Here is a 24,284-nt window from a genome sequence, read left to right as displayed (position 1 = left end):
CTGCCCGGGCGGCGACGCCGGCTTGTCATTCCGGCGACAGCGCCGCTTCGGGGTTGTCGCTGATTTTGGGTGCGGCCTGCACCCATTCGTAGAGGATTCGCGCCACATCGGCCACGCCCTGCTTCTTGAGCGCCGAGAACAGCGTCACCGCCACATCCGACTCCTCGGTGGCCAGCTCGCCCAGGAAGGCCTGACAGGCGGCCAGCGCAGCATTGGCCTCCTTGCGATTGAGCTTGTCGGACTTGGTCAAGAGCACCAGCAGCTTGACCTCGCCGTTGCCCACGCGCGGCGCGACGAACTCCAGCAGCTGCTTGTCCAGGTCGGTCAGACCAAGGCGCGAATCCACCATCAGCACGACGCCCGACAAGCTGCGCCGCACCTCCAGATAGTCGGCCATCACCTTTTGCCAGCGCAGCTTGGCCGAGCGGGCCACCGCCGCATAGCCGTAGCCGGGCAGATCGGCGAACCATGCATTGGCCTCGTCCTTGGGGCCGAGCTCGAACAAATTGATGTGCTGTGTGCGCCCAGGCGTCTTGGATGCGAAAGCCAGGCGCTTTTGCTGGGCCAGCGTGTTGATCGCGGTCGACTTGCCGGCGTTGGAGCGGCCGACGAAGGCGATCTCAGGCAGCTCATTGGGCGGCAGGTGGACCAGCTCGCTGGCGGTGGTCAGAAAACGGGCGGTGTGGGTCCAGCCCAACACCATCTTGTCAGTGAGCAAACCCGCCTCTGCGGCGTCGGTTTGCGGTGGGTTCGGGGTGGTGTTGGTCATGAAGATACCGGGCTTGTTGGATTGCCATTGTAAAATCCCGCAGTTGCGCTTACCGAACCTCGATAAAACTCATGAAGACTGCCGCTATCCTGTTGTCTGGTTTGACGTTTGCTGCCGCAGCCTTTGCGAGCGGTGCCCCGGTGCAAGCCAAGCCTGATCTGGCCAAGGGTCAGGCCATCGCCACCCAGGTCTGTGCCGCCTGCCACACAGCCGACGGTTCACGCGGCAGCCCCGCCAACCCCATCCTGCAGGGCCAGCACCCAGACTACCTGGTCAAGCAGTTGCTGGAGTTCAAGGAAGGCAAGCGCAATAACGCCATCATGAAGGGCTTCGCCGCCACCTTGAGCGATGAGGACATGAAGAATGTCGCCGCCTTCTACGCCAGCAAGCAAGCCAAACCCGGCTTTGCGAAGAACAAGGAGCTGGTGAGCCTGGGCGAGAAGATTTATCGCGGTGGCATCGCCGACCGCCAGATTCCCGCCTGCGCGGGCTGTCACAGCCCCAACGGCGCCGGCATCCCGGCCCAGTACCCGCGCCTCTCGGGCCAGCACAGCGACTACACCGAGTTGCAGCTGACGAACTTCCGCGTCAACACCCGTGCCAACAGCGCCCAGATGACGGCTATCGCGGCCAAGATGAACGACCGCGAGATCAAGGCCGTGTCCGACTACATCGCCGGCCTGCGCTGAACGCCCGGCGCCGCTTCACTTCCCCCGCTTTCTGAAAGCAAAGGCCGGCGCCCAGCTCCGGCCTTTTTTCATGGCGAGTTCCGCATCCACGGTCAGCCGCCACAATCCCCGCCATGTCCGAGTCCACCACCACCGCCCCCCCGCCCAGTTCCCGCCTGGGTCGCGATCTCTTCGATCTGCTGTCCTCGATGCGTTTCGCGATCGCGCTGCTAACGGTGATCTGCATCGCCTCGGTGATCGGCACGGTGGTCAAGCAGCGCGAGCCGTTGACCAATTATGTCAACCAGTTCGGCCCCTTCTGGTCCGAGGTTTTTGCCAAGCTGGACATCTACACGGTCTACAGCGCCTGGTGGTTTCTGCTGATCCTGGCCTTTTTGGTGCTGTCAACCAGCCTTTGCATCGCCCGCAACACGCCCAAGATCATTGCCGACCTTCGCAGCTACAAGGAGCACATCCGCGAGCAGTCGCTCCAAGCCTTCCCGCACAAGGCCATTGGCAGCCTGCCGGTACCGGCCGAGCAGGCCTACGCCCAGGTCTCGGCACTGCTGGACGCCGAGGGTTGGAAGGCGCGGGCCCAGGTCCGCGACAAGGGCACGATGGTGGCGGCGCGCAAGGGCGCGGCCAACAAGATCGGCTACCTGGCCGCGCACAGCGCGATCGTGCTGATCTGCCTGGGCGGCTTGTTCGACGGCGACCTGATCGTGCGGGCCATGATGTGGGCCCAGGGCAAGACCATCTACCAGGGTGGCGGGTTGATCATGAATGTCGAGCCGCAGCATCGCTTGGCTAGCAGCAACCCGAGCTTTCGTGGCAATCTGATGGTGCCCGAGGGCGGCCGCGCCACGACGGCCATCCTGTCCATGCCCAATGGGGTGGTGCTGCAGGACCTGCCCTTCGACGTGGAGCTGAAGAAGTTCATCGTCGAGTACTACGCTACCGGTATGCCCAAGTTGTTCGCTAGCGAAATCACGATACGCGACCACGAGACCGGTGCCACCCACGAGGCCTTGGTCAAGGTCAACGAGCCGGCCTATCACCGCGGCGTGGCCATCTACCAGAGCAGCTTTGACGACGGTGGCTCGCACCTGACCCTGCGCGCCCAGCCGCTGAGCAGCGCGGCGGCCTCCTTCGAGATCGAAGGCACGGTGGGCAGCAGCACCTCGCTGAGCAATGGCGACGACAAGCTAGGGCTGGAGTTCAGCGGCCTGCGGGTCATCAACGTCGAGAATATGAGTGCGCCCAGCCAGGGCGGCACCGATGTGCGCAAGGTCGATCTGGTCAGCTCGGTCCAGGCCCATCTGGGCAGCGGCGCCAAGGTCAAGACCGAGAAGGCCTTGCAAAACGTCGGGCCTTCGTTCAGCTACAAGCTGCGCGACGCCGCCGGCCAGGCCCGCGAGTACAACAACTACATGCTGCCGGTCGATCTGGACGGCCACAAGGTCTACCTGGCGGGTGTGCGAGACACGCCGGCCGAAGCCTTCCGATATCTGCGCATCCCGGTAGACGAGCAAGGTGAGATGGCCGGCTGGCTGGCGCTGCGCCGCGGACTTGCCGATACGGACCTGCGTGAGCGCGCCGCGCGCCGCTACGCCGAGGGCGCGACGCCCAGCGACAAGCCGCAGATGACCCCACAGCTGGAGGCCACCGCGCGGCGCGCGCTGGCGCTGTTTGCCGGCGCCGAGGGCATCAAGCCGGGCGCGGCGCCCGGCCCGGCGGTCGGCGGCCTGCCGGCGCTGTCGGCCTTCATCGACAGCGAGGTGCCCGAGGCCGAACGCAGCCGCGTCTCCGAGGTGCTGCTGCGCATCCTCAATGGCAGCCTGTTCGAGCTCTACAAGATCGTCCGCATCCAGGCCGGTCAGCCCACGCCCGAGGCCGGCGACAACACCCAGGCCTTCATGACCCAGGCGGTGCTGGCACTGTCCGACAGCATGTTCTACCCGGCCCCGGTGCTGCTGCAGCTGGCCGACTTCAAGCAAGTGCAGGCCAGCGTGTTCCAGGTGGCGCGCGCGCCGGGCCAGAAGCTGGTCTATCTCGGCGCCATCTTGCTGATCATCGGTGTGTTTGCGATGCTCTACATCAAGGAACGCCGGCTTTGGATCTGGCTGGAGCCGGTTCAAAATGGCACGACGCGGGTGCGTATGGCGCTGTCCTGCACGCGCAACTCGCCCGACACCGATAGCGAATTTGAGGCCCTGAGACAGGCCTTGTTGAAGGAGCAAGCATGAATACTGCCAGCGCATCACTGCCCTTGGGACGACGCGGCCTGATCGCCAGGCGCGACTGGCAGGACTGGATCTTCGCCTTGATGGTGGTCTGCGGCGGGGCCTTCGCCTTCGTGCGCTACGGCGCCTCGATGGACGGCTACGAGAAGGGCATCCTGGCCTTCGCGATCCCCTCGCTGATCGCCTTGGGCTGGTTTTGGAAGCCCTTGCGCCTGCTTTGCGTGCTGGTCGGCGCGGCCGCCCTGCTGGCGATCAATCTCTACAACCGCACGCCCGACAGCTTCGGCGCCGACCTGGCCGCCGCCGAGCAGGTCTTCCTGCTGAAGTACATGCTGTCCAGCCAGAGCGCGATCCTGTGGATGAGCCTGCTGTTCTTCATGGCCACCCTGTTCTACTGGGGCGGCTTCTTCACGAAGAGCGGCCAGACCAGCGCCGCCGAGGCCATCGGCACCCGGCTGACCTGGGGTGCCGTCTTCATGGCCCTGGTCGGCACCATGGTGCGCTGGTTCGAGAGCCACCAGATCGCACCGGACATCGGCCACATCCCGGTCAGCAATCTCTACGAAGTATTCGTACTGTTTTGCTGGATGACGGCGCTGTTCTATCTCTACTACGAAGAGCGCTTCAAGACCCGGGCGCTGGGCGCCTATGTGCTGCTGGTGATCAGCGCGGCCGTCAGCTTCCTGCTCTGGTACACGGTCAGCCGCGAGGCGCATGAGATCCAGCCGCTGGTGCCGGCGCTGCAGAGCTGGTGGATGAAGATCCACGTGCCGGCCAACTTCGTCGGCTACGGCACCTTCGCGCTGGCCGCGATGGTAGCCCTGGCCTACTTGCTGAAGACCGCCACCCAGCGCGCGCTGATCATCGGCCTGATTGGCGTGCCAGCCGCACTGATCGCGCTGATATTGGCAGTGCGCTTCGGCGCGGCGCTGCCGGCCGAGACCATCAGCGGCCTTGACGGCTGGGCCCGCAAGATGGGAGGCGTGCTGGGCTTCTTCGTGGTCTGTGTGCTGCTGCGCGACAAGCTGACCGCCCGCCTGCCCTCGCTGACCCTGCTCGACGACCTGATGTACAAGGCCATTGCGCTGGGCTTTGCCTTCTTCACGATCGCCACCATTCTGGGCGCCTTCTGGGCTGCCGAGGCCTGGGGCGGCTACTGGAGCTGGGACCCGAAAGAGACCTGGGCCCTGATCGTCTGGCTCAACTACGCGGCCTGGCTGCATATGCGGCTGATGAAGGGCCTGCGCGGCGTCGTCGCCTCCTGGTGGGCCCTGGTGGGCCTGGTGGTCACGACCTTCGCCTTCCTGGGCGTCAATATGTTCCTGTCGGGCCTGCACTCCTACGGCGAGCTGTAATCCCCGGCGGCAGCGAAGAGATGGCGCACAGCGTAAGCTTTGCGCCATCTGTCCGACTGAAGGTGCATTCCCGCACCGAAAGAGCCGCCATGCATTTCCATTCCGACCGTTTCGGGCGCATTGCGCCCACCGAGATCACCCCGCAAGCCGTCTACGAGAGCCGGCGCGACTGGCTGCGCCTGATGGCCGGCGGTGCGGCCGGAGCGGCACTGGCCGGCTGGGCCGGGCGTGAGGCGCTGGCCCAGTCTGCAGCCAAGCTGCCTGGCGCCAAGAGCGCCCTCCCCGGCGCACTGACCATGGAGAAGCCCACCAGTTTCAAGGATGCCAGCACCTACAACAACTTCTACGAGTTCGGCACCGACAAGGCCGACCCCGCGCGCGCTGCCGGCACGCTGAAGACCCGGCCCTGGACCGTGGCGGTCGAGGGAGAGGTCGGCAAGCCCGGCCTATTTGACCTCGACGCGCTGCTCAAGCTCAGCCCGATGGAGGAGCGTATTTACCGGCTGCGCTGCGTCGAGGGCTGGTCCATGGTGATCCCCTGGGTCGGCTATTCGCTGGCCGAGCTGATCAAGAAGGTGGAGCCTACCTCCAAGGCCAAGTACGTCGAGTTCGTCACCCTGGCCGACAAGGCCCAGATGCCGGGCCTGCGCTCGGGCGTGCTGGACTGGCCCTATACCGAGGGCCTGCGCATCGACGAGGCCATGCAGCCACTGGCGATGCTGGCCTTCGGCATGTATGGCGAGGTGCTGCCGAACCAGAACGGCGCGCCGGTGCGACTGGTCGTACCCTGGAAGTACGGCTTCAAGTCCGCAAAGTCCATCGTCAAGATCCGGTTTGTCGAGAAGCAGCCAGTGTCCAGCTGGACCCGCGCAGCGGCCCAGGAATACGGCTTCTTCTCGAACGTGAACCCCAAGGTCGACCACCCGCGCTGGAGCCAGGCCACCGAACGCCGCATCGGCGAGGACGGGCTGTTCGCGAAGAAGCGCCCGACGCTGATGTTCAACGGCTACGAGGCTCAGGTCGGCCAACTCTATGCGGGCATGGATCTGAAGAAGTTCTACTGACGTGGCACGACGCTCGTGGTGGCTGCACCCTGCAGCCAAGCCCCTGCTGTTCCTGCTCTGCCTGCTGCCCTTCGCAGACCTGCTATGGGGCGCCATCGCCAACACCCTGGGCGCGAACCCGGCCGAGGCGCTGATACGCGGCCTGGGCGACTGGGCGCTGCGCTTCATCTGCATCACGCTGGCGATCACGCCGCTGCGGGTGATCAGCGGCCAGCCGGCGCTGGCGCGCTTTCGGCGCATGCTGGGCCTGTTTGCCTTCTTCTATGCCAGCCTGCATCTGCTGGCATACGGCTGGCTAGACCAGGGCCTGGATCTGGGCGAGATCGCCCTCGACATCGCCAAGAGGCCCTTCATACTCCTGGGGTTCACGACCTGGCTGCTGATGCTGCCGCTGGCGCTGACCTCGTTCAACCGCGCGATCAAGACGCTCGGCGCCAAGCGCTGGCAGGCGCTGCACAAGGCCATCTACCTGCTGAGCCTGGTGGCGGTCGCGCACTTTCTGTGGCTACGCGCCGGCAAGAACAACTTCACCGAACCGCTGGTCTATCTGGCCGTGTTGACCCTGCTGCTGGGCTGGCGGGCCTGGCGGACGCTCAAGAGCCGGCTCAAAGCTGTCTGAACCACATGAGCACCAAGTAACTCAGGGCCAGCAACCCGTGCAGCCAGAGAAAGAACCTCACCGACGTTGGACGTCGCACGGGCTTTTGCTGCAAGGACGATGCGATCAGCGAGCCTTGGCCGTCAAGCGACTGGCCAAGCTGTACATCGAAACAGCCCAGCAAGCCTTCGTAGCGAATCAAACGCTCAATGCACTGCGCATAGAGCCTGAATAGCGTCTGGGTCAGCACCACGCCAACCAGCGCGATGGCCAACGGCACCAGCAGCAGCAGGCGCGACTGCATCGCAGAAAGGTGCTCGCCCAGTGACTGGCCGACAAAAATCGCCGCAGCTGAGATAATCAGCGTGTTGGCGTTGACAATCAATTGCTCGTAATGGCGCGTCCATTGCTGTGCCTCTCCGTAAAGCTGGCGCACCGTGCTCAATAGCGGTTCGGTGAGGTGGGTTTTCGGAGCTTCGGCAACGTTGGTCATGATGGCGATGATCGGGGCGAGAGTGAAGCCGAGCCGATTGTCCAACAGCCTGCGCCCGCCCACACCCACCAGAATTGCCTTGCATGAGTCCTCGCTCTGTTGTCCTGATCACCGGCGGCGCCCGCCGCCTTGGGCGTGCTATGGCCATGGAATTGGCCGCCGCGGGCTACCACATCGCCGTGCACTACCGCCAATCGGCTGACGAGGCTCACCATCTGCTGGTGGAGTTGCGAGCCGCTGGCGCAACAGCCCAGGCCTTCTGCGCCGACCTGGCAGATGAAGCACAGTGTGAGGCCCTGGTGCCAGCCGTGAGCACTCACTTCGGCCGGCTCGACGCCGTCGTCAACAATGCCTCGCTGTTCGAGTATGACGACGTCGAGAGCTTCAGCTATGCCCGCATGGACGCACACTGGCGCGCCAATACCGCACCAGCGATCGTGCTGGCACGCGCGCTGCATCGCCAGGCGGCCACTCAGCAAAGCCAGGCCTGCGTCGTCAATGTGTTGGATCAGAAGCTCTGGAACCCGAATCCGGACTATCTTTCCTACACCCTGTCCAAGGCCGCACTGGAAACCTGCAACACCTTGCTGGCACAGGCTCTGGCGCCAAGGCTGCGGGTCTGCGGCATCGCGCCGGGCGTGACGCTGGCCTCGGGCCCGATGAACGAGGCCGAGTTCAGCGCCGCCCACCGACTGACGCCGCTGCACTACTCCTCCACCCCCACCGACATAGCGCGCAGCGTGCGCTTTCTGCTGGAATCGCCGGCCATCACCGGCACGACGCTGCTGGTCGATGGCGGCCAGCATCTTGCGGCCCAGGCCCGCGACGTGATGTTCCTGACCCCCAAGACCGAACAAGGCCTTTGATATGCACAGCCCTCTTGCCCACCCGGCCCTGCTCGACTGCCGCCGCCTGTTTCTGCGCGACTACGAGGTCTGGATCAACATCGGCGTGCACGACTTCGAGAAGAAGGGCGAGCAGCGGGTGCTGATCAATGTCGATCTCTACATCCCGCTGGCCCAGTCGACACCGACCGCTGACGAGCTGCACGAGGTGGTCGACTATGACTTCATGCGCCGCACCATCGCCGAGCGCGTCGGCCGCGGCCATATCCATCTGCAGGAGACGTTGTGCGACGACATCCTGGCCCTGATGCTCGCGCATCCGCGAGTCAAGGCGGCCCGCGTCTCCACAGAAAAGCCCGATGTCTACCCCGACTGCGACGCGGTCGGCGTCGAGGTCTTCGGCCTCAAGCAATCGTAAGGATCAAGCCATGAGCGACACCCTGCTCGCCCAAGCCGAAGCACCGACTACCAGCAACGAGGCCGACAAGAAGGCCGCGCTGGAGATCAACAAGCTCTCCAAGCGCCTGCATCGACAGGTCGGCCAGGCCATCACCGACTTCAATATGATCGAAGACGGTGACAAGGTCATGGTCTGCGTGTCGGGCGGCAAGGACAGCTATTCGCTGCTGGACATCCTGATCAACCTGAAACAGCGCGCGCCAATCAAGTTCGACATCGTCGCGGTCAACCTCGACCAGAAGCAGCCTGGCTTCCCGGAAGACATCCTGCCGGTCTATCTCAAAAGCCGCGGTGTGGACTTCCATATCGAGGAGCAGGACACCTACTCCATCGTCAAGCGCCTGATCCCGGAAGGCAAGACCACCTGCAGCCTGTGCTCGCGGCTGCGTCGCGGCATTCTCTACCGCGTGGCGGAGGAAATCGGCGCCACCAAGATCGCGCTGGGCCACCACCGCGACGACATCGTCACGACCTTGTTCCTGAATATGTTCTTCGGCAGCCGAATGAAGGGCATGCCACCCAAGCTGGTCAGCGATGACGGCAGGAACGTTGTGATACGGCCGCTGGCCTATGTGCGCGAGCCGGACCTGGTGCGCTGGGCCGAGCACCGCGAGTTCCCCATCATCCCGTGCAATCTCTGCGGCAGTCAGGAAAATCTGCAGCGCGTGCAGGTCAAAGCCATGCTCAATGACTGGGACCGCCGCTTCCCGGGACGGGTCGAGAACATGTTCACCGCAATGAGCAATATCGTGCCCTCACACATGATGGACCGCAAGCTCTTCCCCTTTGAAACCATCAAGGCCAGCGGCCAACCCGAGCCCGACGGCGACATCGCCTTCGACGAGGACGAAGCCTGCGCAAGCCCGGCCGCGCCAGCCTCTGTGATCAAGCTTCACCGCGAAGAAGACTGAGCTTTACACGCGGCTAACAAGAGCGGTTCAGAATAGGCGCTTACCAAGGAGGCAAGAATCATCATGAAGCGACGTCACCTCTTGTTGAGCGCTGTGGCCCTGGCGGCCCTGAGTGCCTGCAGCGGCCCCTACACGATACGCTCCGAGGTCAGCACCTTCGGCACCTGGCCGGCAGGACGAGCGCCCGGCAGCTATGCCTTCGAGCGCCTGCCCTCGCAGCAGCAAGAAGGCTCGCGCCAAACCGAGCTTGAAGATGCCGCCCGCGTGGCGCTGGAGAAAGCCGGCTTCAGGCCCGCCGCCGATGCCAAGAGTGCCGATGTGCTGGTGGCACTGGGCGTGCGGGTCAGCGCACAGGAGCGCGCGCCCTGGGACGACCCGCTGTGGTGGCGCTGGCACGGCAATATCAACGCCTGGCGCTATGGCCGCATGGGGCGCTACTACTACCCGATGCACTACCCGGGGGACCGCCGCTACGACCGCGAGGTGGCTCTGCTGCTGCGCGACCGTGGCAGCAGCGAGCCGCTGTACGAGGCCCGCGCCAGCAATGACGGGCTGACCCAGGGCGATGCCGACCTGATCAGCGCGATGTTCGAGGCCGCGATGAGCGACTTCCCGAACACACGCCCCGAGCCGCACGCGATCGCGGTGCAAAGAGTTCGGTAAGCAGCGTCGTCGATAATCGCGGCTTCTCAAACCGCGCTGATCGCTATGACGTTGAACTTGGTCATCATGGCCGCGGGCAAGGGCACCCGCATGAAGTCCACCCTGCCCAAGGTCCTGCACAAGCTGGCGGGGCGCCCTCTGCTGAGGCATGTGCTGGACACGACGGCCGAGCTGGGCGCTGCCCAGCGCCTTGTGATCACCGGCCATGGCGCCGAGCAGGTCGAGGCGGCGGTTGCCGGTCCTGACATCGGCTTTGTGCGCCAGATGCCCCAGCTCGGCACCGGCCATGCGATTCAGCAGGTCGTACCCCATTTGCCCGACAGCGGCAGCACCTTGATACTCAACGGCGACACGCCCCTGATCAGTGCCGCGACGACGCGCCAGCTGGTCGAGGCCTGCGCCGGCGAGAAGCTGGTGCTGCTGACCATCGAGTACAGCGACCCGAGCGGCTATGGCCGCATCGTGCGCGAGGGTGAGAAGGTCAAGGCCATCGTCGAGCACAAAGACGCCACGCCCGAGCAGCGCCAGATCCGCGAGTGTTACACCGGCATGATGGCCGCGCCGACGGCGGCGCTCAAGCGCTGGGTCGGGGCCTTGACGAACGACAACGTCCAGGGCGAGTACTACCTGACTGACATCGTCGCAATGGCCGTGGCCGAGGGCGTGCCCGTGGTCAGCGTCAAGACCGGCAGCGAGACCGAGGTGCTGGGCGTCAACAGCCCCTTGCAGCTGGCCGATCTGGAGCGCCGCTTCCAGCATCTGCAGGCCGGTGCGCTGCTAGAGGCCGGCGTGCGCCTGGCCGATCCGGCGCGTTTCGATCTGCGCGGCTCGCTGAGCTGCGGCCAGGATGTCGAGATTGATGTCAACTGCGTCTTCGAGGGTCAGGTCGTGCTCGGCGACGGCGTACGCATCGGCGCCAACTGCGTGATCCGCAATGCCCGCATCGCGGCTGGCGCCCGCATCCATGAGTTCACCCATATCGACGGCGAGACTCAGGGCGTCACAGTCGGCGAGGGCGCGCTGATTGGCCCGTTCGCACGGCTGCGCCCCGGCGCCGAGCTGGGCGCCGAGGTCCATATCGGCAACTTTGTCGAGGTCAAGAATTCGACCCTGGCCAAGGGGGCCAAGGCCAACCACTTGGCCTATCTGGGCGACGCCACCGTGGGAGAGCGGGTCAACTACGGTGCCGGCTCCATCACCGCCAATTACGACGGCGCCAACAAGCACCGCACGGTGATCGGCGCCGATGTGCATGTGGGCAGCAACTGTGTGCTGGTAGCTCCCGTCGAGATAGGCGCCGGCGCGACGATTGGCGGCGGCTCCACGATCACCAAGCCGGTGGCAGCCGGCGAGCTGGCTGTTGCGCGCGGCAAACAAGTCGGCATCGCCGGCTGGACTCGCCCGAGCAAAAAGCGCTAAGCCGTGACAAATGCACGAGAATCCATGGCCATGCTCGCCAATAACCCTCAACAACCATGAACAAGGGACAGCTGCAGGACAGTCCGATGCCTAGCATTGGCAGCAGTTTCTCCTTCTTCAAGGCCTGCAGTCATGGCGATCCCGAACCGACAACGAGCTGGCACCTCCGTGCAGTCTGAACACGACTCCACCTGGCAAGGCCTGGATGAGTGCCGGGCCGAGGTCGATGAGGATTCGGCCGAGCGCAGCGCGGCGCTGGAGCAATTGGCGCTGGAGCATGCCCGCTGCGACGACGCCGCCAGCGCCTGTTGGTATCTGTGTCGCAGCCTGGGCGCGGCGCGCCAGCTGGAGCCTGGCGGCGAGCCGGGTCTGGAGCTGCTTTTCGAACTGCTGGGCGCGCTGGCCGATCTGCCGGCGCTGGCTACCGTCGCCACACCGGATGCGGTGGCCGGTGAGGCCGATGGCCTGGGCGTGTTCGAGCTATGCCAGCAGTTGCAAGCCGCCCGCGAGCAAACCCAGGAAGCCTGGCGCGAGCGCTCCGATCCGGACCGACCTGCGACTCTGCTTCACTGAGTCAGCGTCAGAAACCTCGAACCGGCAACTGCGGCCCGCGCTGCAGCCAGTTGCGCGGCGAATAGGTGCTGGCCGCATCGGTCACATGCAATGTGTAGGCATGGCGTGAGTGCGCCGAGCGGTTCGGCGCGCTGTAGTGCGGCAACAGGCCATGAAACAGCACCAGTGCGCCGGCCTCGACCTCCAGCGGCTCGGCCAGCGCATCAACCGAGGGCCAGGGCGTTTCGTCCAGCGTCTCCATCCAGGCCCGCCGGCCTTCGCGCACAAAGCGCTCGCGCAAAACGCCACGAGGCCCGCGATGGCCCCCCGGCTCGGCCCACAGGCAGCCGTTGTCGCGCGTCGCATCCTCCAGCGCGAACCAGAAGGTCGTCACGGTGATGGGGTCGCTGTCGAAGAAGCTGGCGTCCTGGTGCCAGCGCACCTCGCCACCTATTCCCGGCTGCTTGAAGATATACATGGACTGCCAGACCTGTGGCCGGCTCAGGCCCACATCGCGGGCCACGGCCGCCAGCGCCGGGCCGCTGGAAAACTCCCGGAACACCGGGTCCAGGTCATGCATCGCATGGCCGATCTTGTTGATCGACAAGGCTTTAGCCTGGCGCAGCCGGCCCTGGGCATCGAAGGCCTCCTCCTCGAAAAAGCAGCGCATCTTGTCGTCGGAGTCGAGGAAGTAGTCGTCGACGTTGCGCTCCTGCTCCTGCGTCGTGAAGATGGCGCGCTGCGCGGCAGGGTCGAAGGCCTCGACCAGGGCCTCGGCGCGCTCACGCAGCGCGGCGATCTGGGCGGCATTCTTGAAATGGGGCAGTATCAGGAAGCCCTGTTCGTCAAACTTAGTTTTCTGTTCTTGGCTCAGCATGGTTCACTCCTGGTGGACTGCAGTTTAGGGCCTGTCCCCCTTGCCGCCGGCGTGGCAAAGTCGCCAGCTGGCCAGCCAGGAGATCAACATGAAACTGCTGAAAGCACTCGCTGTTTTGCTGATGGGTCTGTTCGCGGTGCTGCTGCTGGGCGGCCTGCTGCTGTCGTCCAAGTTCACTGTGACGCGCACGGCACAGATCCAGGCCGCGCCGGACAAGATCTATGTGCTGGTGGCCAACCCGCGCCACTGGAAGCAATGGTCGGTGTGGAACCAGCGCGACCCTGCGATGCAGATCGAGTACAGCGGCCCGGAGTCGGGCAGCGGCGCCGTGTGGGCCTGGAAAAGCAAGAGCGAGGGCGACGGCCGCATGACTTTCACCACCGCCGAACCCGGCAAGCGCCTGGGCTACGAGCTGTTCTTCCCCGATTTCGGCACCACCTCGCAGGGCGAACTGCGCCTAGAGCCCAGTGGCACGGGCACGCGGATCAGTTGGGTGATGAACGGCGATATGGGCGCCAACCCGCTGTTCCGCTGGCTGGCTCTGTTCGGCGACCGTATGGTCGGCCCCGACTTTGAAGCAGGCCTGGCCAATCTGAAGGCGCTGGCCGAGAAAACCTAGCCTGCCTCATATTGCAGCAGACCAAGCAATCCCCTTAGGAATCAATCACTTGACGCCGCTGTGGGCAGCTTGCCCACGAACTTGTCCACAGCGGGCGGGGACAGTTCAGCGCAGGTGGCTTCGCACCTGGCTGCGCACATGGGTGGCCACTGCGGCCAGCGTCGCCGTCAGGCATTGCCGCAGCGGCTCGAAGCCGGCGTTGCGCTCGCGGCTGAGCTCGTCCATATACAGCGGGCGGCGGATCTCGATCTGCAGGCTGTGGCGCCGCTCGGCCGGCCGGCCGATGCGCCCGATCAGGGCCACGCCCTTGTAGGGATCGTTGCGCGCGACGCTGTAGCCGTGGCTGCGCAGGCTGGCCTCGATCACATCCAGCAGGGCCGGCTCGCAGGTCGTGCCGTCGCGGTCGCCCAGCACGAAGTCGGCCAGCGCATCGCTGCGCGCCAGGCCCAGGCGTTCAAATGCATTGTTGGGCATCGAGTGCAGGTTCAGATGCCAGACCGCGCCGAAGCGGGCATGGGCGCGCTCGACCGCCGCGTCAAGCGCCGCATGATAGGGCTTCCAGCAATTGTCGATGCGGGCCTGCACCTCGGCCACCGAGAGCTTGCGCGCGTAGATCAGCCGGTCTTTGGCCACTTGGCGCCAGATCAGGCCATAGCCCAGCCGGGTCTTCTCGCCGGGCGCCAGCGGCTCGGGCCAGGGCTGCGCCAGCAGCGCCGGATCAAGGTCGGCGAGCTCACGGTTGGGGTCGATGTAGCTGCGCGGAAAGCGTGCCGCCAGCAGCGTCGCGCCTTGAGCCGGCGCGGCCTGCCAGAGCACGTCCACATGGGTGTCCTCGCCGCGGCGCAGCGTCAGCGGCGGCAGGCAGCTGCCGAAGTCATCCGGGTAGTCGATGCCGCTGTGCGGCGAGTCGCAGACCAAAGGCAGCTCTTGCCCCTCGGGCATCTGCAGGCGGAACGCGGTGTCGGGCGTAAAGCGCATCGTGATCAGTCCAGGCGGATCTTGGCCTTGGTGACGATACGCTGATATTTGTCCAGCGCGGCGCGGATCTGCACGGCAAACTGCTCGGGGCTGTTGGCCATCGGGATGCCGGAGATCGACGCGGCCTTCTCCTTGAACTCCGGCGTCTGCATCGCCTTGTGGGCCGCCTCGTGCAGCTTCTTCAGCACCGCCGGCGGCGTGCCCGCCGGCGCTACCAAGCCGAACCAACCGCCCTCGGCCATCTCGGCAAAGCCCAGCTCCTTGTAGGTCGGCACCTCAAGCAGCACCGCCGCCCGCTGAGGCGCCAGCACGGCCAGCGCGCGCAGCCTACCGGCCTTGATATGGGGTAGGGTCGAGGGCAGGTTGTCGGTCATCGCATTGACGACACCGGCCAGAGCATCGGTCGAGGCCTGGCCCGCGCCCTTGTAGGGGATGTGCAGCAGCTCAATGCCGGCCAGGTCCATGAACTGCTCGATGTTCACATGTCCCAGCGAGCCATTGCCCGGCGAGGCGAAGCTGTACTTGCCCGGCGAGGCCTTGGCCAGCGCAATGAACTCCTTCATGGTCTTGGCAGGCACGCTGGGGTGAACGACGAAGACGCTGGGTACGGCCAGCACGTTGGTGATGGGGGCGAAATCCTTCACGGCGTCATAGGGCAGCTTGGTGTAGACGGCCGGGTTCGCGCCGTGGGTGCTTTGCGTCGCCATACCGATGGTGTAGCCGTCCGGCGCGGCCTTGGCCACCGCATCGGTGCCCAAGGTACCGCCACCACCTCCGCGGTTTTCGACCACCACGGTCTTACCCAGAAAAGGGCCCATCTTCTCGGCGAGCAGACGCGCCACCATATCGGTGGAGCCACCTGCCGCGAAGGGCACGATCAGCTTGACCGGCTTGTCCGGATACTCAGCCAGAGCCGCCAGCGGCGAGACGAGCAGCAGAGCAGCACAAAGGGCCAGCAGGGGGCGGCGGTGAGGGCGCATGGGAGGGGCTGAGGTGTTGAACAAGAGCCGCGATTCTCTGACCTGCGATCTGCGCATGAGGCGACAATTTCTCACGCAGGCATGCGCAACACTCATAGCAAAATCCGGCCATGCGCATCCGCTCCCCCTCTTTGCATGAACTGCATGCCTTTGCCGCGACCGCCCGGCTCGGCAGTTTCTCGAAGGCGGCCGAGCTGCTGTGCGTGACCCAGGGTGCGGTCAGCCGCGCCGTCGCCCGGCTCGAAGAGCATCTGGGGCAAAGCCTGCTGCTACGCCAGCCGCGCGGCAACGAGCTGACGCCGGTGGGCCGTAGCTATCTGGAACTGATTGAGCCGGCGCTGCAAACGCTGGAGTCGGCAGCGGTGGCGCAGCGCGCAGCCGAGGGGCCGACACGGCTGCGCATCTCGGTGGCCCCGACACTGGCGACCAAATGGCTGATCCCGCGCCTGCCCGACTGGCAGGCCTTGCATCCGCAGATTGCCTTGAGCCTGGCGCCCTACCGGCGCGACGAGGACTTCGGCGACCCCGATGTCGACGCCTGGCTGCGCCCAGGCGAGGACCTGTGGCCGGCCGCAGTCACGGCCGAGTACATCGTCGGTCGCGACATTGTTCCGATCTGCCGCCCGCAGGAGCTGCGTGGCCGCCAGGCGCTGCGCGAGCCGGCCGATCTGCTAAGCCGGCCCCTGCTCTATCACAGCAACTATCCGGACAACTGGCGGCAATGGCTGGAAGCGGTCGGTGTGCTGGGCGCTCAGCTCAAGCCCAGCGCCGATTTCGAGCAGGTGGCGATGCTGGTGCAGGCGGTCGTCTCCGGCCTGGGCGTGGCCGTCGTGCAGCGCTGCCTGATCGACGATGAGCTGGCCGCCGGCCGCATCGTCGTTCCGTTTGAGCAGCCGGTGCAAATCAGCCGCGGCTACATGCTCTGCACCCGCCGCGCCAGTCAGTCGCAGCGAGCGCTGCGCAGCTTGCGCCAATGGCTGCTCGCGCAAGGCAGCTAGCCCCAGCTACTCCAGCCCGAACAGTGCCGCGCCATTGCCCCAGGCGATCTTGCGCGCAGCTTCGATCGGCAGCTCGCCCAGCCATTGGCGGGCCTCGCTCATCAGGGCTTCGTAATGCTGCCAGCGCTGGTTGACCCAGGTGTCCGAGCCGATCAGGAAGCGCTCGGGCTGCTCGCTCAGCAGGGCCCGCCAGTCCGCGCTGAGGCGGCCGTTCTCGGTCAGGCCGGGCCGGTAGGACAGTTCGCCCAGCAGGCTCGGGTAGCGCTTGAGCAGCTCGCGCACCCGCGTGATCGGCACGCCGCCAATGCCGGTATGGGCCCAGATCAGCCGCGCCTTCGGTGCATGGACCATCAGCTTTTCGATCGCGGCATCGTCGACATGGGCCAAGACCACCAACCCTCGCTCGCCCGCCAACTGCATCAACTGACGTGCCACCGGGCCATCGGCATTGGCGCTGTCGTAGAGATGGAACTCGCCCAGGCCGCGATAGGGACCGGCCGGCGTGCCGCGCTTGAGCTCATCCAGCACCATCTGGTAGATGCTCGGGTCGGCAAACCAGCCGCTGTAGTCGGCGCGGTTGCGGTACAGACGCACAAAGGGCACGACCCGCAGGCCGGCCGCGCGGGTCGCCTCGCCAGCCCCGGCCAGGCTCAGCGTGCCGGTGTTGGGCCGGCTGTTCGCGACGATGGCGCGCACGCCGCTGCGCTGTATCCGGCCCAGCATATCAGGCAGCGGATGCGGGCCCTGGGCCTCGTCGTTGTAGTGCAGATGGGCATCGAACAGCGGGCCCTCGTAAGGCGCGGCCTGCGTAGCGCAGCCCCAAAAGGCCAGCGAGGCGAGCACGCAGGCGCTGTAGCGTGAAGCACTCAAGACTAGCTCACGATGCACTCAGACTGCGCTCGTGACCGGCGATCAGCCGGCTGATGCGCGACACCGAAAGACCCAGCTCGCCGGCCAGCACCGTCATCGACAGGCCGCCCTCGGTATGGGCGCGGTACAAGGCCTGCTCGCGCGAGGCACTGTCTCGCCGCCACTGCGCAAAGGCCTTGGGCGCCAAAGCCTTGCGCGGTGACCTGGCCACCCGGCCCGCGCCGCCGACCTGGGCCAGCATGCGCTGGGCAAAGGCCTCGTCGCCTAGAAAGATCTGGTGGCGCAGATGGACCCAGATGTCCAGCCCAGGCTCGGCCGCCAACAACTTGGCGTAGCGCTCGGCGGCTCGCTTGCGGTCGGCCACGCCCCGGGCCTCGCGGCCGAGCACATGGCTGAACAGACCTTGCACATCAAGCCATTCCGGCGCCAGCTGCTGGCCCAGGTGCGCGCCCAGGCTGTGCCAGGGCCAGTCTACGCCGCGCCGCACCAACCCAAGGCGCTCAACGCTCAGATCGACATAGCGGCAGGCATCGAGCAACAGCCTCTCCCGGTCCACCAGCACCGCCTTGAAGCGGCCCTGGAACAAGGGGCCGGTGCCGCCGTGGCGGCGGTTGAAGCTCTGCGTGTAGACACCGTTGAGATGGCGCATCAGGCGCGAGAGATTGGCTTGACGGGTGTAGATCAGCAGTTGGTAGGCATCGCCCGCAAAGCTGTAGGCCAGCACCTGGGCGTCGAAGCGCTGGGCCGCCTGGGCCATCACCGCCAGCAAGGTGCTGCGGTCGGCGTCGTCGCGAAAGATCGCCGCGCCCTGCTCGCCATGAGAGCTCAGCAGGTAGACTGCGCCGGCAAATTCGATGCGAGGGGGTCTGGCCATGAGGGAACTTAGGCCATCAAACCCCAAAAGGCAAGGCCTGACCCCGTTGTCGAGGCCCGCCGCCGACCGGCACGTCCGTTGTTTGAGGTACAAACTCGGCCTGACCACCGCGACCGAACCCACCTATGGCCTCCAGTCTGCTTGCCCTGCTCGATGACATCACCACGGTGCTCGACGATGTGGCCGTGCTCAGCAAGCTCGCCGCCAAGAAGACCAGCGGCGTGCTTGGCGACGATCTGGCGCTGAATGCCCAGCAGGTGACAGGTGTTGCTGCGGAGCGCGAGCTCCCGGTGGTCTGGGCCGTCGCCAAGGGCAGCTTCATCAACAAGCTGATCCTGGTACCGGCGGCGCTGGCCATCAGCGCCTGGGCACCATGGGCCGTGACGCCACTGCTGATGCTGGGCGGTGCCTTTCTGTGCTTCGAGGGGGTCGAAAAACTGGCCCACAAGTTTCTGCACAGTGCCGAGGATGCCGCTCACGAGCAAGCGCTCAGCGAGGCCGTCAAGAACCCGGCCATCGACCTGGTGGCACTAGAGCGCGACAAGATCAAGGGGGCCGTGCGCACCGACTTCATTCTGTCGGCCGAGATCATCGCAATCACGCTGGGCACGGTCGCGGCCAGCGACTTCACGACCCGGGTGCTGGTGCTCAGCACCATCGCCGTGCTCATGACGGTGGGCGTCTACGGCTTAGTGGCCGGCATCGTCAAGCTCGATGATGCCGGGCTCTATCTGAGCCGTCAGGCCGGTGCCTTGCAGCAGCGGCTGGGCGCGCTGATACTGGCGGCTGCGCCCTGGCTGATGAAGGCCTTGTCGGTGGCCGGCACGGCGGCGATGTTCCTGGTCGGCGGCGGCATCCTGACGCACGGCATCCCGGGTGCCCACGACCTGATCCATCATGCGGTGCAAGGCATCAGCGGCAACGGCTTCATCCAGGGCCTGCTGGGTCTGCTGGCCGATGCCGTCGTGGGCATCGTCGCCGGCCTGGTCGCGCTGGGTCTGGTCAGTGGCGTTCAGAAACTCTGGCGCGGGGTCAAGTCTTGAGTTCGCTGCCGCCCGGCACATCGTGCAGGTAGGGCGGCAGCTCGGCGCCGCAATCGCGGCAAAAGCGCGCCTCGGGCAGATGTCCCTCGCTGAGGCAGTCATGGCAGCTGCGCGTCGTCGTCGGCCGGCCGTGGCGCTGGGCCGTCATCTCGGCGGTGACGATGCCGGTCGGCACGGCCAGCACGCCCCAGCCCAGTAGCATCATCAGCGAGGCGATCGCGCGGCCCAGATCGGTCTTGGGCGTGATGTCGCCGAAGCCCACCGTCGTGATGGTGGAGATGGCCCAGTAGAGGCTGGTCGGGATGCTGGTGAAGCCGTTTCCCGGGCCCTCGACCACATACATCACTGTGCCGAGTATCAGCACCACCATCAGCACCACTGACAGGAACACCAGGATCTTGCGCGCGCTGGCGCGCAGTGCATGGGCCAGCATCGCATACTCGGCCACATAGGCACCCAGCTTGAAAATTCGGAACACCCGCAGCAGGCGCAGCACCCGCACATCGACCAAGAAGTACAGCTGCGGCGCGAACAGCGCCAAATAGGTGGGCAGCACGGCCAGCAGATCGACAATGCCGTAGAAGCTGCGCGCATAGCGCCAAGGATGGCGCACGCAGACCAGACGCAGCACATACTCGATCGTGAACAGCGCGGTGAAGACGAACTCCAGCACACGGAACAGTCCACCCCAGCGCGCCTTGATCGGCGCGACGCTCTCCAGCATCACCACCGCGATGCTGGCCAGCACCAGCGCGATCAGCGCCATGTCGAAGGCACGGCCGGCGCGCGTATCGGCCTCGAAGATGACGGTGTAGACCTTCAGGCGCCAGCCCGACAGCGGCCGACCCAGGCGATCCGCCTGTTGTTGCTGAAGCGGTGATCGCAGGCTGTTGTTATCGGTTCGCATAGCTGTTGGAATGTAGCGGCAAGCGCTGAGGTCTAATACCGGTCCGCGTTTTTGCAGATTCACGAGGATGGCCGCATGAAAATCCACAATGTCGAGATCCAGAAGTTCAAAGCCGCCTCCAACACCATCAACGGCCTGATGGTGTTCAAGGTCGATGCACTGGTGACGCCCAAAGCCCCGGTCGACGGGATCGAGCCCAGCAGCCTGATCAGCATGACCGAGGCCAACGCCCGAGTGCTGATGGCCTTGCTGAAGGCCCAGCTGGCCGAATTCGACGGCAAGAAGGCCAAGAGCCGCTTCTGAACCACAACGGCGACAATCGGGCGATGGAATACCCCCAATACAACCCCCAGTCCGACAACCTGCCCCTCTCCGACGAGGAGCTGTCGACGCTGGATGACATGCTGTCCCGGCTGCCAAGCGACGGCGCGATGAATATCGAGGCGCTGGACGGCTACCTGTCCGGCCTGCTGCTGAGCCCGCAGCCACTGGCCGAGCTGCCCGGCTCAGACTGGCTGCCCCTGGTCTGGGGCGGCGACGGCGAGGAAGGCCAGCCCGACACCTGGCCCTTCGTCAGCGGCAAGCAGAAAAAACGTGTGATGCTGCTCGTGCTGCGACATCTGCGCGCCATCGCCCATCAGTGGGAGCTGGCCGCCACGCGCCCCGAGGCCTGGGAGCCGATCTTCAGCATCGCCGAAGTGGATGAGCAGGACCTGACCGATGCCGGCGACTGGTCGCTGGGCTTTCTCAGCGCGGTCGACCTGGCGCCCGGCGCCTGGAAGCCATTGTTCGAGAACGCCGAGACCGCTGCGCTGCTGGAGCCCGTCACGCTGCTGGGCAGCGAGGAATCGCAACTCAGCGAACTCGACGCCGCCCGCCTGGCCGACCCGCAGCAGCGCGACGCGCTGAGCCGCGCGGTGCCGGACAACGTTCTACAGCTGCTGGCCTCGCGACAGGCCTCCTGAGCCATGCTCAGGGCTGGGCGCGGCCCAGCTGCTGCAGCCAGAAGGCCTCGTACTTGCGGTGCAAGCCGACGGTCTTGACCGCGCCGCCCATGGCGTGCTCGCCATCGGGGTCAAGGAAAAGATCGACCAGGGGCTGCTTGCCGGCCTCCATCAGGGCTCGGTAGACATTGACTGTGTCCTGGTACAGCACATTCGGGTCCAGCATACCGTGCACCAGCAGCAGCGGTTTCTTCAGACCCTTGGCCAGTGGCAGCAGCGAGTACTTGCGCAGCACCGGCTTCTTGCGGTCCACCGGGCCGATGGTGCGACCGCTGTACCAGCTGTTGTAGTTCTCCCATTCGGTCGGACCGGCGCCGGCAATGCCAGCGGCGAACAAGTCAGGCTTGGTGTACATCGTGTACTGGGTCTGGAAGCCGCCAAAGCTCCAGCCGTTCAAGCCCACGCGCGCCGGATCGACGCCAAGCTTCGCAACCATATGGCGGTGCAGGTCCTCCAGGTCCTCGGTCTGAGGCTGGCCCGGCTGCTCCCAGTTGGCGCCGGCGAAGCGGCCGCCGTAGTTGGAATGGCCGCGTGGGTCCACCGTCACCATTACATAGCCGTGGCGCACAGCCATGTACATCGCGAACAGATAACCTGTCGGCTGGAAGCTGTCGGTCTCGACCAAATGGCGATCGTTCAGCGGGCCGCCATAGGTGTAGATCACGGCCGGGCGGCGATCGCTGCCCTGCCACCCAGACGGCTTGAACACATAAGCCGCAATGCTGTCGCCATAGCGATTCTTGAAGCTCAAACGCTCGGGCCGCAAGCGGTCCACCTGGGCCCAAGCCGGGTCATGGCTCTGGGTCAGCACTCGCGATGGCTGGCCCTGAAACGTGGAGATCAGCTTCAGTTCGGGACGCTGAGCCCAGTGACCGGCGTTGGCGGCCAGCCAGCGGCCGTCCTGCGAGACCACGGCATTGCGGTGATAGTCGGGCGCTGCACCCAGCGCTTGCATTGCGCCGTCGGCCAACTCGACTTTGTAGAGGTTCATCGCGGCCGCATCGTCGCGGTTGGCCGCGACAAACATCGCGCGGCTGTCCGGCGTGAAACCCAGCACCTGATGCGCCTCGAACTCGCCCTTGAGCAGGGGTTTGAGCTGGCGCGACGCGATGTCCCAGGCCCAGGGCTGGCGGAAGTCATTGTCGGACAGCAGCGCGATCAGCCGCTTGCCGTCCGGCGTGAAGCGCGGTGAGAACACATTGACCAGCTCATGGTGCACGTCGCCGCGCCGCTCGATCACGATGTCCGGCTTGGTACCCTCTTCGGCGCGGCCCAGGTAGACGCGCAGCAGCTCTTTCTCGCGCTCCCATGTAGCGAAGGCGTAGTGGCTGCCGTCGCGGGACCAGGCCACCGGGCTGATCTCAAACCAGCCGTCGCCGCCGGCCTGGGTGAAGACAGGTGCCGGCTGGCGCGCCGGTGCGCCGTCAAGACCCGGCACCCGGCGGACGTAGAGCGCCAGCGGCTGCTGCATGCGCTTGTTGTCCGAGACCTCGCGGTCGACTTTCTTGGCCGACGCGAAGCGCTCGCCGTAATTCATGATCTCAACTTGGCGGCCGGGTTTGGGCGCCGGGCCGCTGCCGCCGGCAGGCGGCACCAGCGGCGCGCGCGCCAAGAGCGACATCCAGCGGCCATCCTCGCTGAGCACGGTGGACTCAATGCGGTATTTCTTTGCCGCCTCGTCCTCATCAGCATGGATCAGTTCGCGGTTGATCACCTGCACAGCCATGCCGGCAAAGCGCGCACGCAGCACCCGGCTCTCGTCCATATAGACAAAACCCTGGTCGTCGGGCGTGTAGGCCACGATGCGCAGCTGGCGCTGCGTGCCCAGCAAGGACGTGACGCGGTTGCCGTTGGCCTGCCAGCGGAACAAGCCGCCGCGGTACTGGAAGATCAGCTCATCGCGCTGACGCGCCCAGACGAGCTCGCTGACGCCGGGATAAAGGTCAGTCGGCTTGAGCTTGTCCTTGGCGAGCTTCTTCTTCAGCTCGTCGCGCCATTCCCAGAGTTCCTTTTCCTTCTCAGGCGCCGAGGCCGCGGCACTGGCCGGCGCGGCGGCCGGCGCGGTCGTCACCGGCTTGCCGGCACGCCGCGCGGCCAGGGCCTCGGCGGCGCGCTTCTCGGCGTCGGCCTCGGCCTTTTCGGCGGACTTCTGCGCGTCCTCGCGTTTGTTCTTCTCGGCGAATTCCAGCTTCAGGGCCGCGATCTGCTCGACTTCCCACTGCGCCAGGTCGACCGCCTCGCCGCGCAGGTAGGCAGACTGGGCTTCCTCGCGGGCCTGGCGCTCGGCCTGCTCGCGCTCGCGCTGCAGGCGCTTCTTCTCGAATCGTTCCAAATCCTCTGGCGCCTCGTAGTCCCGCATCAGCGCCGGCGAGGTCAGGCGCAGCGTCTTGCCGCTGCGCGTGTCATGCACATAAAGATCGCTACCGGGCTCGCCATGCGGATTCCACAGATACGCCAGATAGCGGCCGCTGCGGCTGAAGGCCAGCTCGCGGGCCGGCTCGCCCCGGTAGGGCTTGTCGCGAAACAGCGACTCCAGCGTCAACACCGACGGGTTCTGGGCCAGCACCGGCTGCGGGCTGGCGCTAAGGGACAGCGCGGCCAGCAAGGCGGCAGCCACAGAGAGGAACTTCCAGCGTGCCAAATCGTTAACTCCGACCAGCCCGTGCTTCGGGCGGGGGGGATTCTAGGGTTGCGCGGCCCGGCTGCCGCCGCCAGACATCGACAAAGCGCGCGCGGCAGCAGGTCTCTCAGTTAATATCCGCACTACCCGTCTTGGGTCCACCCGCCCGCCTCATGCTCGTCAAGATCTTTGCCAGCCTCGGCCTCGCGATCTGCCTCGTGCTGACCTTGCACATGTGCTTGAGCCGGCGCCATCAGCTGCGCATGGAAGCCTGGTGGGCCAAGAGCTGGCGCTGGATCTCAAAACGCGCCATCAGCCCTTTCGATGCCCGCGAACGCCGCCGTGCCGCGCACGAAGCCGCGATGGAAGCCATCAGCCGCGCCAAGCGCAGCGCCCCCGACACCGACCGCGGCCAGTGGGACGGCAACGTCTACCGCCCCAAGCAGTTCGACAAACCGCGCAAACCGCATTAGCG

26 protein-coding genes are annotated in these 24,284 nt (G+C 65.7%); 17 read left to right on the top strand and 9 right to left on the bottom strand.

All coding sequences use genetic code 11. The annotated features are described in order from the left end of the window. Positions 1 to 25: 25 nt before the first annotated feature. Positions 26 to 769: a ribosome biogenesis GTP-binding protein YihA/YsxC gene (gene yihA, locus OOZ63_RS14540; RefSeq protein WP_416234735.1), complete on the bottom strand. Its 744-nt coding sequence runs from the start codon at positions 767 to 769 to the stop codon at positions 26 to 28. 71 nt (positions 770 to 840) lie between these two features. On the opposite strand from yihA, the gene OOZ63_RS14535 reads away from it, so the two are divergent. From OOZ63_RS14535 to OOZ63_RS14515, 5 genes are all read left to right on the top strand, one after another. Next, positions 841 to 1,458, top strand: coding sequence for a c-type cytochrome (locus OOZ63_RS14535; RefSeq protein ID WP_266006255.1), 618 nt, complete (start codon positions 841 to 843; stop codon positions 1,456 to 1,458). A 113-nt stretch (positions 1,459 to 1,571) separates the two neighbouring features. Beyond that, entirely contained in the window at positions 1,572 to 3,683 is a 2,112-nt protein-coding gene (locus OOZ63_RS14530; protein ID WP_266006254.1) for a cytochrome c biogenesis protein ResB, read from the top strand. Then, a complete protein-coding gene (gene ccsB, locus OOZ63_RS14525) occupies positions 3,680 to 5,035 on the top strand; it encodes a c-type cytochrome biogenesis protein CcsB (RefSeq protein ID WP_266006253.1) in 1,356 nt (451 codons plus the stop codon). Before OOZ63_RS14530 ends, ccsB begins: the two co-directional genes overlap by 4 nt. Before the next feature lie 89 nt (positions 5,036 to 5,124). Then, positions 5,125 to 6,099 (top strand): protein-methionine-sulfoxide reductase catalytic subunit MsrP, encoded by a 975-nt coding sequence (gene msrP, locus OOZ63_RS14520; protein ID WP_266006252.1) that lies wholly within the window; start codon positions 5,125 to 5,127, stop codon positions 6,097 to 6,099. 1 nt (position 6,100) lies between these two features. Further along, positions 6,101 to 6,718, top strand: coding sequence for a sulfite oxidase heme-binding subunit YedZ (locus OOZ63_RS14515; RefSeq protein ID WP_266006251.1), 618 nt, complete (start codon positions 6,101 to 6,103; stop codon positions 6,716 to 6,718). Here the strand turns inward: OOZ63_RS14515 and OOZ63_RS14510 are convergent. Then, entirely contained in the window at positions 6,705 to 7,235 is a 531-nt protein-coding gene (locus tag OOZ63_RS14510) for a hypothetical protein (protein WP_266006250.1), read from the bottom strand. The two genes, OOZ63_RS14515 and OOZ63_RS14510, sit on opposite strands and share 14 nt — an antisense overlap. A gap of 38 nt (positions 7,236 to 7,273) precedes the next feature. On the opposite strand from OOZ63_RS14510, the gene OOZ63_RS14505 reads away from it, so the two are divergent. The 6 genes from OOZ63_RS14505 (at position 7,274) to OOZ63_RS14480 (ending at position 12,060) form a co-directional block, all read left to right on the top strand. Then, complete coding sequence (locus tag OOZ63_RS14505; RefSeq protein ID WP_266006249.1) at positions 7,274 to 8,056, top strand: SDR family oxidoreductase; 783 nt, start codon at positions 7,274 to 7,276, stop codon at positions 8,054 to 8,056. 1 nt (position 8,057) lies between these two features. After that, the gene (locus OOZ63_RS14500) at positions 8,058 to 8,453 is read left to right on the top strand and encodes a dihydroneopterin aldolase (protein WP_137943669.1); all 396 of its coding nucleotides are present in this window, start codon (positions 8,058 to 8,060) and stop codon (positions 8,451 to 8,453) included. A 10-nt stretch (positions 8,454 to 8,463) separates the two neighbouring features. Next, positions 8,464 to 9,405 carry a tRNA 2-thiocytidine(32) synthetase TtcA gene (ttcA, locus tag OOZ63_RS14495; RefSeq protein ID WP_266006248.1) on the top strand — a complete coding sequence of 314 codons (942 nt, stop codon included), beginning with the start codon at positions 8,464 to 8,466 and terminating at the stop codon, positions 9,403 to 9,405. A 63-nt stretch (positions 9,406 to 9,468) separates the two neighbouring features. Beyond that, positions 9,469 to 10,068, top strand: coding sequence for a DUF4136 domain-containing protein (locus OOZ63_RS14490; protein WP_266006247.1), 600 nt, complete (start codon positions 9,469 to 9,471; stop codon positions 10,066 to 10,068). 45 nt (positions 10,069 to 10,113) lie between these two features. Further along, entirely contained in the window at positions 10,114 to 11,487 is a 1,374-nt protein-coding gene (gene glmU, locus OOZ63_RS14485) for a bifunctional UDP-N-acetylglucosamine diphosphorylase/glucosamine-1-phosphate N-acetyltransferase GlmU (RefSeq protein WP_266006246.1), read from the top strand. Between the two features lie 168 nt (positions 11,488 to 11,655). Beyond that, the gene (locus OOZ63_RS14480; protein WP_266006245.1) at positions 11,656 to 12,060 is read left to right on the top strand and encodes a hypothetical protein; all 405 of its coding nucleotides are present in this window, start codon (positions 11,656 to 11,658) and stop codon (positions 12,058 to 12,060) included. Positions 12,061 to 12,067: 7 nt separating this feature from the next. Here the strand turns inward: OOZ63_RS14480 and OOZ63_RS14475 are convergent, their stop codons facing one another. Then, positions 12,068 to 12,916 carry a phytanoyl-CoA dioxygenase family protein gene (locus OOZ63_RS14475; RefSeq protein WP_266006244.1) on the bottom strand — a complete coding sequence of 283 codons (849 nt, stop codon included), beginning with the start codon at positions 12,914 to 12,916 and terminating at the stop codon, positions 12,068 to 12,070. A gap of 88 nt (positions 12,917 to 13,004) precedes the next feature. Between OOZ63_RS14475 and OOZ63_RS14470 the strand changes: the two genes are divergently transcribed. Continuing rightward, positions 13,005 to 13,535 carry an SRPBCC family protein gene (locus OOZ63_RS14470; protein WP_266006243.1) on the top strand — a complete coding sequence of 177 codons (531 nt, stop codon included), beginning with the start codon at positions 13,005 to 13,007 and terminating at the stop codon, positions 13,533 to 13,535. A 105-nt stretch (positions 13,536 to 13,640) separates the two neighbouring features. On the opposite strand, the gene OOZ63_RS14465 is transcribed toward OOZ63_RS14470, so the two are convergent. Further along, on the bottom strand, positions 13,641 to 14,513 hold the full coding sequence (locus OOZ63_RS14465; protein ID WP_266006242.1) for an N-formylglutamate amidohydrolase: 873 nt from the start codon (positions 14,511 to 14,513) through the stop codon (positions 13,641 to 13,643). A 5-nt stretch (positions 14,514 to 14,518) separates the two neighbouring features. Further along, entirely contained in the window at positions 14,519 to 15,493 is a 975-nt protein-coding gene (locus tag OOZ63_RS14460) for a tripartite tricarboxylate transporter substrate binding protein BugE (RefSeq protein ID WP_266006241.1), read from the bottom strand. A gap of 110 nt (positions 15,494 to 15,603) precedes the next feature. On the opposite strand from OOZ63_RS14460, the gene OOZ63_RS14455 reads away from it, so the two are divergent. After that, positions 15,604 to 16,491, top strand: coding sequence for a LysR substrate-binding domain-containing protein (locus OOZ63_RS14455; RefSeq protein ID WP_266006240.1), 888 nt, complete (start codon positions 15,604 to 15,606; stop codon positions 16,489 to 16,491). A 6-nt stretch (positions 16,492 to 16,497) separates the two neighbouring features. Here OOZ63_RS14455 and OOZ63_RS14450 read toward each other — a convergent pair whose 3' ends face one another. Together OOZ63_RS14450 and OOZ63_RS14445 are read right to left on the bottom strand one after the other, a co-directional pair. Further along, entirely contained in the window at positions 16,498 to 17,361 is an 864-nt protein-coding gene (locus OOZ63_RS14450; RefSeq protein ID WP_416234734.1) for an amidohydrolase family protein, read from the bottom strand. Positions 17,362 to 17,368: 7 nt separating this feature from the next. Continuing rightward, the gene (locus OOZ63_RS14445; protein ID WP_266006239.1) at positions 17,369 to 18,235 is read right to left on the bottom strand and encodes a transposase; all 867 of its coding nucleotides are present in this window, start codon (positions 18,233 to 18,235) and stop codon (positions 17,369 to 17,371) included. Between the two features lie 125 nt (positions 18,236 to 18,360). Between OOZ63_RS14445 and OOZ63_RS14440 the strand changes: the two genes are divergently transcribed. Beyond that, positions 18,361 to 19,278 carry a DUF808 domain-containing protein gene (locus OOZ63_RS14440; RefSeq protein ID WP_266006238.1) on the top strand — a complete coding sequence of 306 codons (918 nt, stop codon included), beginning with the start codon at positions 18,361 to 18,363 and terminating at the stop codon, positions 19,276 to 19,278. On the opposite strand, the gene OOZ63_RS14435 is transcribed toward OOZ63_RS14440, so the two are convergent. Further along, complete coding sequence (locus OOZ63_RS14435; RefSeq protein ID WP_266006237.1) at positions 19,268 to 20,185, bottom strand: ion transporter; 918 nt, start codon at positions 20,183 to 20,185, stop codon at positions 19,268 to 19,270. The two genes, OOZ63_RS14440 and OOZ63_RS14435, sit on opposite strands and share 11 nt — an antisense overlap. A 75-nt stretch (positions 20,186 to 20,260) precedes the next feature. Between OOZ63_RS14435 and OOZ63_RS14430 the strand changes: the two genes are divergently transcribed. Both OOZ63_RS14430 and OOZ63_RS14425 read left to right on the top strand, forming a co-directional pair. Then, positions 20,261 to 20,488 (top strand): hypothetical protein, encoded by a 228-nt coding sequence (locus OOZ63_RS14430; protein WP_266006236.1) that lies wholly within the window; start codon positions 20,261 to 20,263, stop codon positions 20,486 to 20,488. 23 nt (positions 20,489 to 20,511) lie between these two features. Continuing rightward, positions 20,512 to 21,150 carry a UPF0149 family protein gene (locus OOZ63_RS14425; protein WP_266006235.1) on the top strand — a complete coding sequence of 213 codons (639 nt, stop codon included), beginning with the start codon at positions 20,512 to 20,514 and terminating at the stop codon, positions 21,148 to 21,150. A gap of 7 nt (positions 21,151 to 21,157) precedes the next feature. Here the strand turns inward: OOZ63_RS14425 and OOZ63_RS14420 are convergent, their stop codons facing one another. After that, positions 21,158 to 23,830, bottom strand: coding sequence for a prolyl oligopeptidase family serine peptidase (locus OOZ63_RS14420; RefSeq protein ID WP_266006233.1), 2,673 nt, complete (start codon positions 23,828 to 23,830; stop codon positions 21,158 to 21,160). A gap of 152 nt (positions 23,831 to 23,982) precedes the next feature. On the opposite strand from OOZ63_RS14420, the gene OOZ63_RS14415 reads away from it, so the two are divergent. Further along, entirely contained in the window at positions 23,983 to 24,282 is a 300-nt protein-coding gene (locus OOZ63_RS14415; protein ID WP_266006231.1) for a hypothetical protein, read from the top strand. Positions 24,283 to 24,284 lie beyond the last annotated feature (2 nt).

The organism is Paucibacter sp. PLA-PC-4 (assembly GCF_026241155.1).
In the GTDB taxonomy this organism is placed as follows: domain Bacteria; phylum Pseudomonadota; class Gammaproteobacteria; order Burkholderiales; family Burkholderiaceae_C; genus Roseateles_E.
Note: the sequence above shows the minus strand (reverse complement) of the source record. Positions and strands in the feature narration are given on the sequence as shown.

Coding starts and splice junctions, on each gene's coding strand:
- yihA (WP_416234735.1), bottom strand. CDS start 769: ATGACCAACACCACCCCGAACCCACCGCAAACCGACGCCGCAGAGGCG.
- OOZ63_RS14535 (WP_266006255.1), top strand. CDS start 841: ATGAAGACTGCCGCTATCCTGTTGTCTGGTTTGACGTTTGCTGCCGCA.
- OOZ63_RS14530 (WP_266006254.1), top strand. CDS start 1,572: ATGTCCGAGTCCACCACCACCGCCCCCCCGCCCAGTTCCCGCCTGGGT.
- ccsB (WP_266006253.1), top strand. CDS start 3,680: ATGAATACTGCCAGCGCATCACTGCCCTTGGGACGACGCGGCCTGATC.
- msrP (WP_266006252.1), top strand. CDS start 5,125: ATGCATTTCCATTCCGACCGTTTCGGGCGCATTGCGCCCACCGAGATC.
- OOZ63_RS14505 (WP_266006249.1), top strand. CDS start 7,274: ATGAGTCCTCGCTCTGTTGTCCTGATCACCGGCGGCGCCCGCCGCCTT.
- OOZ63_RS14500 (WP_137943669.1), top strand. CDS start 8,058: ATGCACAGCCCTCTTGCCCACCCGGCCCTGCTCGACTGCCGCCGCCTG.
- ttcA (WP_266006248.1), top strand. CDS start 8,464: ATGAGCGACACCCTGCTCGCCCAAGCCGAAGCACCGACTACCAGCAAC.
- OOZ63_RS14490 (WP_266006247.1), top strand. CDS start 9,469: ATGAAGCGACGTCACCTCTTGTTGAGCGCTGTGGCCCTGGCGGCCCTG.
- glmU (WP_266006246.1), top strand. CDS start 10,114: ATGACGTTGAACTTGGTCATCATGGCCGCGGGCAAGGGCACCCGCATG.
- OOZ63_RS14475 (WP_266006244.1), bottom strand. CDS start 12,916: ATGCTGAGCCAAGAACAGAAAACTAAGTTTGACGAACAGGGCTTCCTG.
- OOZ63_RS14470 (WP_266006243.1), top strand. CDS start 13,005: ATGAAACTGCTGAAAGCACTCGCTGTTTTGCTGATGGGTCTGTTCGCG.
- OOZ63_RS14465 (WP_266006242.1), bottom strand. CDS start 14,513: ATGCGCTTTACGCCCGACACCGCGTTCCGCCTGCAGATGCCCGAGGGG.
- OOZ63_RS14460 (WP_266006241.1), bottom strand. CDS start 15,493: ATGCGCCCTCACCGCCGCCCCCTGCTGGCCCTTTGTGCTGCTCTGCTG.
- OOZ63_RS14455 (WP_266006240.1), top strand. CDS start 15,604: ATGCGCATCCGCTCCCCCTCTTTGCATGAACTGCATGCCTTTGCCGCG.
- OOZ63_RS14445 (WP_266006239.1), bottom strand. CDS start 18,235: ATGGCCAGACCCCCTCGCATCGAATTTGCCGGCGCAGTCTACCTGCTG.
- OOZ63_RS14440 (WP_266006238.1), top strand. CDS start 18,361: ATGGCCTCCAGTCTGCTTGCCCTGCTCGATGACATCACCACGGTGCTC.
- OOZ63_RS14435 (WP_266006237.1), bottom strand. CDS start 20,185: ATGCGAACCGATAACAACAGCCTGCGATCACCGCTTCAGCAACAACAG.
- OOZ63_RS14430 (WP_266006236.1), top strand. CDS start 20,261: ATGAAAATCCACAATGTCGAGATCCAGAAGTTCAAAGCCGCCTCCAAC.
- OOZ63_RS14425 (WP_266006235.1), top strand. CDS start 20,512: ATGGAATACCCCCAATACAACCCCCAGTCCGACAACCTGCCCCTCTCC.
- OOZ63_RS14415 (WP_266006231.1), top strand. CDS start 23,983: ATGCTCGTCAAGATCTTTGCCAGCCTCGGCCTCGCGATCTGCCTCGTG.